14 protein-coding genes are annotated in these 12,413 nt (G+C 69.0%); 4 read left to right on the top strand and 10 right to left on the bottom strand.

Annotated elements, in window-relative coordinates:
- The 5 genes from ABZS61_RS28670 to ABZS61_RS28650 all read right to left on the bottom strand — a co-directional run.
- The coding region (locus ABZS61_RS28670) for a condensation domain-containing protein (RefSeq protein WP_356427331.1) at window positions 1-804 on the bottom strand (804 nt) is incomplete at its 3' end.
- A 45-nt stretch (window positions 805-849) separates the two neighbouring features.
- The gene (locus ABZS61_RS28665) at window positions 850-1,413 is read right to left on the bottom strand and encodes a hypothetical protein (protein WP_356427328.1); all 564 of its coding nucleotides are present in this window, start codon (window positions 1,411-1,413) and stop codon (window positions 850-852) included.
- Entirely contained in the window at window positions 1,410-2,459 is a 1,050-nt protein-coding gene (locus ABZS61_RS28660; RefSeq protein ID WP_356427325.1) for a hypothetical protein, read from the bottom strand. The genes ABZS61_RS28665 and ABZS61_RS28660 overlap by 4 nt, the downstream gene beginning before the upstream one ends.
- Window positions 2,459-4,132 carry an AMP-binding protein gene (locus ABZS61_RS28655; RefSeq protein WP_356427322.1) on the bottom strand — a complete coding sequence of 558 codons (1,674 nt, stop codon included), beginning with the start codon at window positions 4,130-4,132 and terminating at the stop codon, window positions 2,459-2,461. Before ABZS61_RS28655 ends, ABZS61_RS28660 begins: the two co-directional genes overlap by 1 nt.
- 29 nt (window positions 4,133-4,161) lie before the next feature.
- A complete protein-coding gene (locus ABZS61_RS28650) occupies window positions 4,162-4,386 on the bottom strand; it encodes a phosphopantetheine-binding protein (RefSeq protein ID WP_356427319.1) in 225 nt (74 codons plus the stop codon).
- Window positions 4,387-4,490: 104 nt separating this feature from the next.
- Between ABZS61_RS28650 and ABZS61_RS28645 the strand changes: the two genes are divergently transcribed.
- Window positions 4,491-4,868 (top strand): hypothetical protein, encoded by a 378-nt coding sequence (locus ABZS61_RS28645; RefSeq protein WP_356427316.1) that lies wholly within the window; start codon window positions 4,491-4,493, stop codon window positions 4,866-4,868.
- An 87-nt stretch (window positions 4,869-4,955) separates the two neighbouring features.
- On the opposite strand, the gene ABZS61_RS28640 is transcribed toward ABZS61_RS28645, so the two are convergent.
- Genes ABZS61_RS28640 through ABZS61_RS28620 form a run of 5 tightly spaced genes read right to left on the bottom strand, consistent with a single transcriptional unit; the run spans window position 4,956 to window position 9,474 of the window.
- Window positions 4,956-5,141 (bottom strand): (2Fe-2S)-binding protein, encoded by a 186-nt coding sequence (locus ABZS61_RS28640; RefSeq protein WP_356427314.1) that lies wholly within the window; start codon window positions 5,139-5,141, stop codon window positions 4,956-4,958.
- The gene (locus ABZS61_RS28635; RefSeq protein ID WP_356427311.1) at window positions 5,138-6,466 is read right to left on the bottom strand and encodes an aminotransferase class III-fold pyridoxal phosphate-dependent enzyme; all 1,329 of its coding nucleotides are present in this window, start codon (window positions 6,464-6,466) and stop codon (window positions 5,138-5,140) included. Before ABZS61_RS28635 ends, ABZS61_RS28640 begins: the two co-directional genes overlap by 4 nt.
- Entirely contained in the window at window positions 6,463-7,437 is a 975-nt protein-coding gene (locus ABZS61_RS28630) for a nucleoside-diphosphate kinase (protein WP_356427308.1), read from the bottom strand. Before ABZS61_RS28630 ends, ABZS61_RS28635 begins: the two co-directional genes overlap by 4 nt.
- Window positions 7,430-8,245 carry a formyltransferase family protein gene (locus ABZS61_RS28625; RefSeq protein ID WP_356427305.1) on the bottom strand — a complete coding sequence of 272 codons (816 nt, stop codon included), beginning with the start codon at window positions 8,243-8,245 and terminating at the stop codon, window positions 7,430-7,432. The genes ABZS61_RS28630 and ABZS61_RS28625 overlap by 8 nt, the downstream gene beginning before the upstream one ends.
- Window positions 8,242-9,474 (bottom strand): hypothetical protein, encoded by a 1,233-nt coding sequence (locus ABZS61_RS28620; protein WP_356427302.1) that lies wholly within the window; start codon window positions 9,472-9,474, stop codon window positions 8,242-8,244. Before ABZS61_RS28620 ends, ABZS61_RS28625 begins: the two co-directional genes overlap by 4 nt.
- Window positions 9,475-10,166: 692 nt before the next feature.
- On the opposite strand from ABZS61_RS28620, the gene ABZS61_RS28615 reads away from it, so the two are divergent.
- From ABZS61_RS28615 to ABZS61_RS28605, 3 genes are read left to right on the top strand one after another with little or no spacing between them, the layout of a single operon-like run.
- A complete protein-coding gene (locus ABZS61_RS28615; protein ID WP_356427299.1) occupies window positions 10,167-10,826 on the top strand; it encodes an HAD family phosphatase in 660 nt (219 codons plus the stop codon).
- Window positions 10,827-10,831: 5 nt separating this feature from the next.
- Window positions 10,832-11,746 carry an HAD family hydrolase gene (locus ABZS61_RS28610; RefSeq protein ID WP_356427296.1) on the top strand — a complete coding sequence of 305 codons (915 nt, stop codon included), beginning with the start codon at window positions 10,832-10,834 and terminating at the stop codon, window positions 11,744-11,746.
- A complete protein-coding gene (locus ABZS61_RS28605; protein ID WP_356427293.1) occupies window positions 11,740-12,396 on the top strand; it encodes a hypothetical protein in 657 nt (218 codons plus the stop codon). The genes ABZS61_RS28610 and ABZS61_RS28605 overlap by 7 nt, the downstream gene beginning before the upstream one ends.
- The last annotated feature ends 17 nt before the right edge of the window (window positions 12,397-12,413 follow it).

Here is a 12,413-nt window from a genome sequence, read left to right as displayed (position 1 = left end):
GTCGCACTGGCCGGTGTGCCGGACGAGCCATGACTGGAAGGCGGCGCCGATCGCGGAGGTGAGCGGGGAACGGTGCCGGCCGGCCAGTTCTTCCAGCGCCCGGGTGTGCGCGGCGGACAGGCTGAACGCTCTTTGGTGTGCCGTTGTGCCGGGCCGCTGGACCGGGAGATCGCCGGGCAGTGAGGCCACCTCCATGCCGGCGAGTTCGCGACGCCAGTAGGCGAGCCGGCTCTCCGTCGTCTCCTCGTCCAGCCCGGCCTGCTCGGCGTGAGCGAAGTCGGCGTAGGTCCCGGTCACCGGCACCAGCCGTGCCGGTTCTCCGGTCCGGGCGGCGCGCCGGAGGGCGAGGATGTCTTCGGTGAGGGTCCACAGGGACACGCCGTCGCACGCCAGGTGGTGCATGACCAGGACGACGACGGAGGAACCGTCGGCGCAGTCCACGATCACGGCCCGCACGGGCGGGGCCGCGAACAGTGCGAACGGCTCCGCGAGCGCACGGCCGGCGATCTCCTGCCACTCCCCCGGCCGGGATTCCCGCCTCCGTGTGAGCGGTACCCGGAAGCCCGGTTCGGGCACCTGGAAGGTGCTGCCCGTCTCGTCGCGCGCACAGCGTGAGCTCAGCACCGCGTGCCGGGCCACCAGCTGGTCGAGCACACCGGACATGGCCTGCGTGCCGACCTCTCCCGCGAAGCGGAGGATCAGCGGCAGGTGATAGCCACCGTGCTCAGGGGCCAGCTCGTGCAGCCACAGCAGGCGTTCCTGCCCCGAGGACAACCGTGCGGGCGCAGTCGTACGGTCGCTCACGAAGTCTCCCAGGTGTTTGTCGAGCGGCGACGGACGGGCGGAAGGTCAGCGGTGGCTCTCCGCCTCGAGCGTGGCGACGATCTCGCTGTACCAGTCGAGGTCCGGGGCGTCCGACGCACCGACGTACCAGTCCTCGGACGCGGCCATGCCGAGGTGCTTCGCGACGGCACGCAGTGCGCTGGTGCTCGCGGCCCAGCGCAACACCGCCTGCTGCCGCGACAGCACCCAGGGCAGGCCCAGCCGCTGCTCGATGAAGGCCAGCGTCTCGTCGAGCGCCCGCCCCATCTCCTCCTGCGAGGGCTGGGGCCGCAGCCACAGTTCCCATGCGGCCTCGGCGAGTTCGGGGTTCACCCTGTGCAGGGAGTCGAGGGCGCCGCAGACCCGCTCGACGGGGTCCTCCATGCTGGGAGACTCCACACCGGATTCGATGAGCGAGAGCTCCACCGCGAAGGTGAACAACTCCTGTGCGCTCCACCAGGCGAGTCCGTGCTGACCGGCCTCCACGGCGCCGTCCAGGTCGTAGCGCAGTGCCATGATCTTCAGCTCGATCGTGTTGACCCGGCGCCTGGACCGGACCCAGCTCTTGAGAGGCGTACTGTGCGCGGTCATCGTCGGCCTCCCTGGGCAGCGGACGCCACGTAGCCGGCGTCAGCGAGCTCTCGCATCAGCGGAGCGGCAGTCGTACGGACGTCGCCGGGGGACACGTGCAGCTGCTCGGCGGTCAGCTCCACCGTGGCCGACCAGGAGTTTCCCTCTGCGAGGTGGTCGACCAGCACTCGGCGCAGGCCGTCGACCCGCGCGATGGACCTGCGGCCCAGGATCAGGTGGAGGTCGTCCCCGTCGGCCACGGTGGTGACACCCTCGGCGAGCGTCCAGACGACGTCGTCCCCGCCGGTGGCGGCCGCGGGTGCGATGTGCTCGCGCAGCGCGGCCAGCACCGCGTCCAGAGTGGCGGGGGTCACGTCGTGGCCCTCCAGGCAGGACCGGTATCCGGGCGTGTCCGCTCCGAACCGGCGGGCGGCCTTGACCGTGGCCCACTTCAGATGGGGGTAGCCCTCTCCCTCGGCCGCCAGCCGGGACGTGGCTCGCCACACCGCGGCCCGGCGCGTCAGGACCACGGCCCGCGGGACGTCCTTCAGTCCCCGGGCGACCGTCGCGCGCGCCAGGTGCACGGCGGCCTGGGTCAGGGACCAGGGCGCGAAGAGAGCCGAGGACCGCTGGGTGGAGAACCGGTCCAGGAGAGCCTCCCCCTCGTCGGTGACCTGCAGCCGGGCAGCGATCGCCAGCCGGTAGTAGCGAGCGAAATCGCGGAGGGCGAAGGCCGCCGGGACCTCGTCGGCAGAGGCGGCCTCGAAGGCGTCGGCCAGCTTGTGGAGGGCAGCGAGGTTCAGGTATTCGACGTCGACATAGCGCGAATCCCGGATGCCGATGGCCACCGGATTGGTGGCCGCACCGTCGGACGGCTGGATCACGTAGAGATCGATGTCCGAGTTGCCGTTACCGAGCCCCTCGATCAGTGAGCCCGTGGCCACGCAGGACGCGGCCTCGGGGACGCGCTCCACGTACGCGGCCATCTCGTCGGTGACGTCCCGCCCCAGGTTCTCCGGAACCCGCTCTCTCCACGGGGCGTCCGACACCCCTGGTCGTGCGCTCATCACTGTCCCTGTCCGTAGCGGTGGATGGTCGGCATCGCGTTCTCCTCAAAGGCGTCCCGGCAGCTGCCGCGCCGGATCTTTCCGCTGGTGGTGACGGGCAGCGTGCCGGCGGGCACCAGCCAGACCACGGACACCGGAAGGCCCATGCCCCGGCCCAGCGCGGAGACGACGGACCGGGCCAGGGAACGCCCCGCGGTCTCGTCGATCTCTCGCTCCGTCTCCGCCCGGCATTCGGCCAGGACGACCGGGACGGGGTCTTCGCCGCCCGGCAGCCGGGCGGCGAAGACCGCGGTGCGGCCCTGTCGGATCCGGTGGTCGGCGGCCGCCACGGCAGCCTCCAGTTCCACGCTGTAGAAGTTCTCCCCCGCACGTTGGAAGCGCTCCTTGGCCCGGCCCAGCAGGAACAGTTCCGTACCGTCCCGGAACCCCAGGTCGCCTGTGCGGTGTCCGAGGTCTCCACCGACGCGGTGCCCGTCGGGCGAGGTGGCCACCTGCGGACCGCTGATCCACACCTCGCCCACCAGGTCCGGGCCGAGAACGGCCCCGGTGTCCGGGTCCAGGATCTCCACGCGCGTGTCCCGCAGCGGCGGGCCGCAGGAGACGACCTCCTGCACGTCCGCGGGCGCGACCGACTCCTCGACGCGCCCCTTGCGCAGGGCGGCGGCCGACAGCGCGCGAGTTCGGGGCGGACGCCCCGGCGGGCACGTGGTCACCGTGAGCGTCGCTTCGGCGAGTCCGTAGGAGGGCGCGAACGCGGAATGAGCGAAGCCCGCCTCCCGGAACTTCTCGGCGAACGAGCGCATCGTCGTCGCCCTCACCGGTTCGCCCGCGGAGCGGGCCACACGCATCCGGGACAGGTCGTACTCCCCGGTGTCGCCGGGAACTTTGCGCGTGCAGAGGGCGTACCCGAAGTCTGGCGCCGAGGTGTGGGTCGCTTCCCAGTCACTCATCGCCCGCGGCCACGACGAGGGGTCCCGAACGAAGTCGAAGGGGTCGAGGAGCACCGAGGTGTACCCGCTCCACAGGGGACGGAGGACTGCGGTGACCAGGCCCATGTCGTGGTACAGGGGCACCCAGCCGACCGAGACGCTCTCCGCCGTCTCCTCGAACGCCTCGGCTGCCTGGGCCAGGTGGGCGAGCACGTGGTGCTGCCGCAGGAGGACGGGCTGGGGAGCGCCGAGCGATCCGGAGGTGTACTGCACGTAGGCGACCTCGTCGGCCACCCCACCGGCGCAGGGCTCCACCGGTGCGGCCGCCGCCCGCACCTCCTCCAGGAGCAGGACCGGACAGTCCGTCAGCACCGACGCGGCGGCCGCTTCCGGTGTGTCGACGACGACGGCGCGGGGGGCAGATGCCTCGATGATGCCGCTCAGGCGCCGGGCGTGCCCGGGGTGCGTGTGCGGCATACCCGGAGCAGGCACCGGAACCAGCCCGGCCCGCAGCACGCCGAAGAACGCCTCGATGAAGGCCAAGGGGTCGCGGGCCACGATCGGCACGTACGTGCTGCCGGTGGCCGGCCAACGGGAGGCCAGCCGGGCACCGAGCCCGTGGGAGCGCCGGGCGAGCTCAGCGCCGGTCAGCTCTCCGGCGTTCCTCGCGGAGGAATCGAGCCGCACGTAGCGGACGCTGCCGTCGGCCGCTCTGCGATCCAGCAAATCCAACAGGTCGCGCACGTTCCTCCCCCTATGTCCGTCTGCTGGAATCAGCCGCGCAGGGAGGCAAGCATGTCAGCGAAGGTCGGACTGCCCAGCACGATTTCCATGTCCACATCCCGACCCGCCTCCGCCGTAAGCATTTCACTGATCTCGGCGGCATCGAGGGAATCACCACCGACGCCGAAGAAATCATCGTGTTCAGCAATCGATTCCACGCCGATGATGACGGCGCATTTCGCCAGAATATCTTCTTCACGTTCGGAAACCGGCACAGCTTCTCCAATTCGTTTTCCATGGGACGTCGGGCTCCGCCCGGACGGCTCCGAGGGCTCGAAGCAGGCCCTCAAACAGGCGTGCAACCGGGTACGGCGCATCGTTGATCTGGCCGGAGGCAGCCCGGGAACACCCGCCGCAGCAGCGCCGCGAGCCGCGCCAGACCGGCCGGAGGGCAGGAAGGGGTGCGCTCGGCCGAAGGAGCGAGAGCAATTTTCACCAGGTACCTTCCATTCTCACCGGCGGTGGAACTCGACTTCCCCGGCATCGACCGAAGAAGGACGAGAAGAGGGACGTTCCGTTCACCGAAGAGCCGTGCTCCGCCGAACCGTACAAGATCTTCGCATTTCGCTTCATCCTGATCAAGGCGCCCGGTTCGGATTACCGAGGCAAGGTGCAGAGAAGCACCCTTTCCCATATGCGCATGCTGCACATCGAAGCAGCTGATCGCGAGCAAATCGGACAGCAGATTCGGCACTGATTTCGGCGTCTCTTTCCGTAAAGCCAGGAGATACGTCATGACGTTCCTCCCGGCAACCCGACGCCGCCGGCCGGCGTTCGAGCCGCGCTAGGGGCTGATGCCCAGCAGGTCCTCCAGGTCCCAACGACAGTCACCACAGCCCGAGTTGGCACCCGTCTCCTTCCGCAGTTCGTTGACACTGCGAATGCCTCGGTCGCGTGCCTGGAGTACCTTCGTCTCGCTGACGTGGCCGCAGATGCAGACGAGTGGGTCCTCCGGTTCCGGCTGGGTCACCTCTGCCCGCCGTCGACGGTCGGGGCGAGTGCGGTGAGCGCGGCCTCCAGGACCTCGATCATCACGTCGAGGTCGGACGGGGTGATCACCAAGGGCGGGTGGATGTTGATGACGTCGGGGGCCATGCCGGTCGAGGCCACGATGAGGCCGAGGGATTCGTGGGCGGTCAGGCACAGCCGGCGCAGCTCGGGTGCGTGGGGGCCGTTCAGAACGATGCGGGCGGTACCACCGAACGCATCGGTGCCGAGGATCAGCTCGGGGTGGCGACGACGCAACGTGTCCAGCCGGTGGGCCATGGCCTCCTCGAGGACGCGCATGTCTGCTTCGACCTCGGGCCAGGCCGCCCAGCGGTCCAGCACGGCGCGGGCCACACCGAGGGAATGAGGGATCCCGATGTAGGTGGAGGAGTGGCTGCCGGGGCGGTAGGTGCCCGGGTCGGCCAGGGGCTCGCGGGCCCAGACCGCGCTGAGTGCGGCGGCTCCGTTGGTCAGGGCCTTGCTGGCGACGACGATGTCCGGGGAGACGCCCGCCCGCTGGAACCCCCAGCGTGGGCCGGTGCGGTGCATGCCGGTGAAGATCTCGTCGGCGATGACCAGGGCACCGTTGGCTTTGGCGTGGGCGACCGCTGAGCGCAGGAGGTCGGCGTCAGGCACGGCCATACCGCCGACGTTCTGCACCGACTCGAAGACGAACGCGCTCACCTTGCGGCCGAAGCCGGTGCCGCCCACGCCGCTCAGTTCGGCCCCCCACCTGGTTACGGCCTGCCGGCAGCCGGTGGTGCAGCCTGGAACGTCGGGCTGCCGGTGGACGCATCGATCGCAGTCCGGTGTGGGCAGTCGGACCACTTCCAGTCCCCAGGCTGCGAGGAGCTCGCGGTAACGAGGGCTGGAGCTGAGCATGCTGGTGATACCCGAGCGGCCGTGGAATGCGCCCTCGAAGACGACGATGGTGCCGGGGCCGTTGTTGCTGAAGGCGATGCGCAGGGCCGTCTCCATGCCCTGCGCCCCGCCCAGATCGAGTTCCACACGGCCGGGCTGACCGACAGCCTGGCTGAACAGGGGCTCGAGCCGGGACAGCACGTCCAGGCGCAGGGGCGACTCGCAGAACGACGGCAGCCCGGGCATCTCCTCGCAGTGGCTCAGGGCCTCGCGGAGCAGGGAGGAGTCGTACCCGAAGGCCGCCGTGCCGTTGGCTGCCTCCGCGTCGAGGTAGCGGCGGCCGTCGGCTGCCTGGAGGTAGCACCCTGCGGCCTTGACGAACTGGGGAACGTGGGAGGAGCGGTAGATCAGGTTACCGGCCCCGGCGAAGGCGGGTATGTGGGTCATGTCTGCCTCGGGGTCTGCCGCCAGTCGTCGGCGGATGTGGTGGGGAGTACGGCGGCGATACCTGGCTGGTTGCAGTCGATCCACATGGTCAGCACGGAAAGTACGTCCCAGCGTGCTGAGCCCTCGGGGAGGGGTGTGGTGGCCAGGGTGTCGAGCCAGTCGCCGATCCGCCGCGGTGAGCGCCATGCGGTCGCGCAGTGTGCCCACGCGTCCGACGAATGGCGCAGGCGCTCCAGGCTGCGTTCGGCGTCGAGGTCGTGCGCGGGGGTCTCGGCCTCGAGCGTCCCGATCTGCCGGTGGACGTCGGCCCAGGCGGCGCTCTGCTGCTCGGTGCTCATCAGGCCCTTGCTCGCGAGGGCTTCGGCACACCAGGACCATCCGGTCCCGTAGGAGAAGAGCTGGAGTTCGCGCACGACGTCGGCGGGGTCGTCGGCGGTGTGCATGAAGTTGAACAGGCCGTTGACACGTCCCATCTGGGTGCGCAGGTCGCTGCCTCGGGCAGCCTCCGGATCAGCGACCCCCTTGGCCGAGGTGAGCCGGGCGCTGGCCGGCAGCCAGCTGGGCCGGGCATGGTCCTCGAGCAGAACCAGCAGACTGCGGCCGGAGCCGAGCAGGTGGTCCACCACCGCGATGCGCTGTTCCGACGCCGCGTTGAACTGGTAGCGCCACAGTTCGCGGGTCAGCAGCGGGTTGAACGTGAAGATGGTGGCGGCTGCCGGATGCCATCCACGGCTGCGCAGGATGTCCAGGATCACTGCACCGCGGCGACCGGCGATGGCGTCGGGTTTGATGACGACGAAGGTCCGGTCGGGGAGATTCACGAAAGCGCCGAGCCTGTCGAAGGAGAGAAGCCCTTCGCGCAGGTAGGTGTCGACCCGGTACAGCTCGCGCTTGTGCGGATCGGCCGTCAGCGGTGCGAGATCGTCCTCGCCGATCGTGCTGACAGCGGTGGTCTCCGTGGTACTACTCATGGCTCAGCTTCTTCCCTCCGAGCGGCAGGGCGCGGTCCCGCTCCCAGACCTGCAGGCTGCCGTCGGCGTGTGTACCGCCGCCCACCGAGAGGTCGCCCCGGCGGTAGGCGCTGATACTCCACTGCAGGCAGGGACGATCGCTGAGTTCCTTCTGCTTGCGTTCGTGCTGCCAGGCGGCCTCGGTGGTCGCGGACAGTCCCGCCGTGGACACTTCCGGTCCCTGGCAGAGGACCGCTCCGCCGTCGTGGCTGGCGTCCACCAGGAAACAGGAGGTGCGGGTCGAGGAGTGACCGAGTTCGATGGCCTGGCGGACCGGGTCGTTGCCGATCAGCACACGGCGACCGTGACCGTCCAGGACGCTCAGGTCACCGGGATGCTGGTTGATCATGCGCATGTTGAATCGATCGAGCAGGTCGCCCTCGATCCAGCGGTGGTACGCCAGCACGACGAGGTCCAGCTCTCCGTTCTGCGCCTCCCACCGGGACAGACGCTCACTCAGGCGGTCGTGCCACGCTCTCGCGCGGCGCCGGTAGACGGCCCTGTCCTGTGGTGTACGTGCCTGCGAGGCCAGACCGCAGTGGTCGTCGAAGTCTCCGGGCCAGGTTTCCACTCCGTGTTCCGCCGCCACATGAAGCGCCTTGGAGCGGGTGCCGTGCGAGGCCACCAGGCAGACCTGGTAGTGCTCGGGTTCCGCTTCCTGCATCTGGAGCACGGTGGTGAGGTTGGCTCCGGTGGCCGACACCAGCATCGCGATACGCAACGGGCCCTGCGGGCCGGAAGGGCCGAGCCGGCGAATCGAGGACCTCACTGCTTGGTGCCGAAACTACTGAGGTCACGCCAGGCCTCATAGGTGGCGGCAAGACGCCCCTCGGCCAGGTCATCCGCCTTCGGGGCGGTGAGTCCGAAGGCCCGGTGGGCGGTGCCGGCGGCCAGGCTCCACAGTTCCGAGCCCGTGATGTCCTGCCCGGATGCATTGCGCATCTGCTTGGCGAGCGGCTGGGATCCCGCCGCGACGATGCCACCCTCCTGGTACCAGAGGCCGTTCTCGTCGCCCGGGGTCAGATCCTGGCCGCCGAGCCGGGCCGAGTCGCAGCGGTCGGTCATCATCATCGAGTGCTCGACGCCCATGATCTCCACCGCTCGGCCGGCGATGGCGAGGTCGACGTGCTCCCCGTCGAAGTTGATGCACGCGGCGATCCGGCCTGCCGCGGCCTCGCACATGATCGCAGCCGGGACCGGTCCGGCGATCTCGGCCATGGCCTGGAGCGTCCAGCCGGGGAGGTCGTACGCGGCGAGTACGGCATCCCTCTGCTGCCGCGCACGTGAGGTGCGGAAGGCGTGCCGGATGTTCAGGGGCATGTCGTTGAACAGGTGGTCGGTGACCACCCGGGCACCGCGCCCACCCCATTCGGAGGCCCATGCCATGTCCACGATCTCACCGACCAACTCGGCACTACGGGCGGGATCTGCCCGGGTGAAGTGCCCCAGAGCGGGCCGGACACCGTGGCTGACGAGTGTCGGGATGATCCATTCGAAGCCGGGGTGCTGCAGGGCACGGACTTGACCGTAGAAGTCGGACGCGGGTGTGAAGGCGTCGGGGGACAGCACCATGTAGCACAGCCCGAGGTCACCGAGGAGAGCGAGGCGTTCCCACTCCGCCTTGGTCGGGGCCCAGACGGTGGATGCGGGAGTGCCGCCATGGCTGGCGAGCAGCGGGCCCTCCAGCGCCACACCGACGACATGAGGAAGCCGGCCCGCCGCGCGCATCGCGTGGTAGCGCTGCATGAATGCCTCGAAGTCGGCGAGGCGGTCGTGCCGGAGGTAGAGGGTGGGGATGCTCAGGACGCCCTCGGCGGCGCAGATCTCTTCGAGCAGTTCCAGGTCGAGCTGGGCGAACTCGGAGAAGTCGACGCCCGCGAACCCGTGGCAGTGGACTTCCACGGGCAGCAGCGGGTCGACGGGCGAAGACCCCGCCTGCGTCCGATGGCTCGTGGACGGACCTGCCATCGGCGCACCGCCGGTCCCGTTCGTGGCCATTGCATCCCTATCTTCTATGGACCGCAGGAGAATGTTCGGCCGAATCCTCCGCCCTCGTGCGCGGGAGCAACTCCCGCAACCCAGGCCATTCGACCGAATACGAATTCTACAAAATGAGTTAACCCCCGGCAGCAGGAGCTCTCCGGGCTTTCCCGCTCGATCGATCCGGGCGCACGGGCCAAATGGACCCTTCTTCGCGGACGGTACAGGGCTCGACTTCGGCATGGCAATAGCCCTTGATCGAGTTCCGCCAGATGTCCGTGTTGCAAGTAACGCCCAGGAGTGTGGCGCCTGTTCGGATTAGTCACGGATGGCCGCGAGTGACAAGAGCGCGGGGCTTACACATACCCTGGGAGGACAACCAGTCACTTCGAGCACCACCTATTGTCGGACCTGTCAACCCCTTAACCTGAAACATCACCCCCAAAAGATTCCTTGTAGGAATGCACAATTGCCAATCCGGGACCCGTACCCTTGGATGATCACGAGACAGAGGGATCTCCGACCTCACGAGGCCACCGCGTCTGACGTAAGAATCCTGATGTGCGGCCGGCATGGCTTTACACACGCAGCCGCATCGAGCCGTACAGACTTCCACGCATCTCCGCGCACCCTGGGCCCACAAAGCCGGCAGCGAAATCACCCGCCCGATCGGGCATTCTACTTTTCACCACATTCCCCCTGGAGGACCGGTGCGTCACGAACTGGTCATTTTCGACAACAGCGGCGTTCTGGTGAACAGCGAGTTTCTGGCAAACCGATGCCTGGCAGACCTGTTGACCGAACATGGCGTGCCGACAACCTTTTCGGAAGCCGTGGACAACTATTTGGGACTTTCCCTTCCATCCGTTATCGCCCGCGTTGAAGAGGTCTTCGGAACAACGCTCCGCGCGAGTTTCGAAACCGAGTTGCACGGCCGGCTCCACCGCGCTTTCGCAGATGAACTGACTCCGGTCCCGGGCGTTCTGGGAGTCCTTGACGAGGTCGAATCCCGGAAAGCCCCCTGGTGTATCGCCACCAATGACACGCGCGCTCGCGCGGAAAGGTCACTCTCGGCAGCGGGGATCCTGCCCCGCACCACGCCGGAGCAGCTCGTCACCGTCGACGACGTGACGGCGGGCAAGCCTGCCCCCGACCTGTTCCTGCACGCAGCAGCCCTCAACGGAACCGCTCCCCGAGCCTGCCTGGTGATCGAGGACAGCCAGGCCGGTGTACGGGCGGCCCGCAGTGCCGGCATGACCGTCGTGGCCTTCGCGGGGCTCACTCCACGTGACCGCCTCGACGAGGCGCATCACATCGTCACCTCCATGGCCGACCTACGTGCGGCTCTGCCGGCTCTGCTCGACAGGTGATCACCATGACCCCAGGCACCTCACCCGATTCAGGCGCCTTCTACGTATGCGACCTGGACGGCACGTTGCTGAGGCCCGACGCGACGCTGAGCCCCTTCGCCCGAGACGGCCTGAACCGTCTTCTGGACAGCGGCATCGCGCTGACCGCGGCCAGCGCCCGCAGCGTCGCCGCCATGCGCGTGCTCCTCGACGGGCTGCGGCTGACCCTGCCGGTGATCGAACTCAACGGGGCCTTCATCACCGACCTCACCACCGGACAGCACCTGGTCGGCCACGCGCTGTCCCCCGCCGCGGCCGTCCAGGCGGTACGGGTCCTGGCAGCCGCCGCAGCCGACCCCGTGCTCACCACCTGGGACGGTGCCGCCGACCACGTCAGCCACGGTCCCCGCCAGAACCCCGGCTCCACCTGGTACGTCCGGGAGAAGGAGGCCTACGGTGACCCGCGCCTGCGGGTCTGCGCGGACCTGCCCGCCGTGGCGCTCGGCGAACACGTCGCCACGGTCACCGGCTTCGTCCCCGACCCGGAGGCGGAACGCATCGCCCGCCGGCTCCGGGACAACCTGGGCGAAGCGGCACACGTGTCCTGGGCCGCCAACGGATACGCCCCCGGCTGGACCGAGATCCACATCGCGCACCCGCTCGCGGACAAGGGCGCGGCCCTGCCGGTCCTGGCCGCGCACGCAGGGCTCGCCCAGGTGCCCGTGACCGCCTGCGGCGACCATCTCAACGACCTCACCATGTTCGACGCCGCCCAGCACACCATCGCTCCGGCCAACGCCCACCCGGCCGTACGGGCCAGGGCCGACACGGTGGTCCCGGCCAACCACGAGGACGGGGTGGTGCGCTTCCTCCTGGAAAAGCACTTCGGCCCGGCCCGCCTCGGCCCGGTCCCGACCGGAGACGAGGCACGCCCGTGCTGATCGCCATCGAAGGCATCGACGGCAGCGGGAAATCCACCCTTGCCCCGATCCTGGCAGAACACCTCTCCCTGAAGCCGGGTCAGCAGCGTGGTGACAAGAAGTCGGTGACCGCCGCCGACAAGGCCACCGCGGAGCGCGCAGCCGCACTGCGCGATCTCATCTGGGCCTCCGACGAAACAAGCGGCGACACCTTCGGCGCCACCCACTGGATCCTGCTGATCGCCTCCTGGTACGCATCCCTGGCGCGTCTGCGTCCCGATCTCGCGCCGGACGCCCCCGGTGTGACGGTGATGGACGGCTGGTATTACCGCAACGTCGCCAAGACCCTGATCCGGGAACCCTTCGACCCCCAGTGGGTGTGGTCCCTGTTCGCTCCCGCTCCACAACCCGCTCTCGTCGTGCTCCTGGACGTCGAACCCGCTACGGCCTGGGAGCGGCGTGCTCAGTTCAAGGACACCGAGCTCGGCCGATGGGACGGATTCACCGGACCGGCACGTGAGGCCTTCTGCGGTTACCAGCAACTCATCCGCCGGCACCTCCTGGCCATGGCCGACCAGCACGACTGGCTGGTGATCCGGCCCGAGACCGGCACCGGCCCGCGCGACACCGCACACGCCATCGCAGCCCACGTCCGCGCCACACGGCCGTGAGCCGGTGCTCGCACAGA

It is taken from the genome of Streptomyces sp. NPDC005566, from assembly GCF_040605575.1.
Taxonomy (GTDB): domain Bacteria; phylum Actinomycetota; class Actinomycetes; order Streptomycetales; family Streptomycetaceae; genus Streptomyces.
Note: the sequence above shows the minus strand (reverse complement) of the source record. Positions and strands in the feature narration are given on the sequence as shown.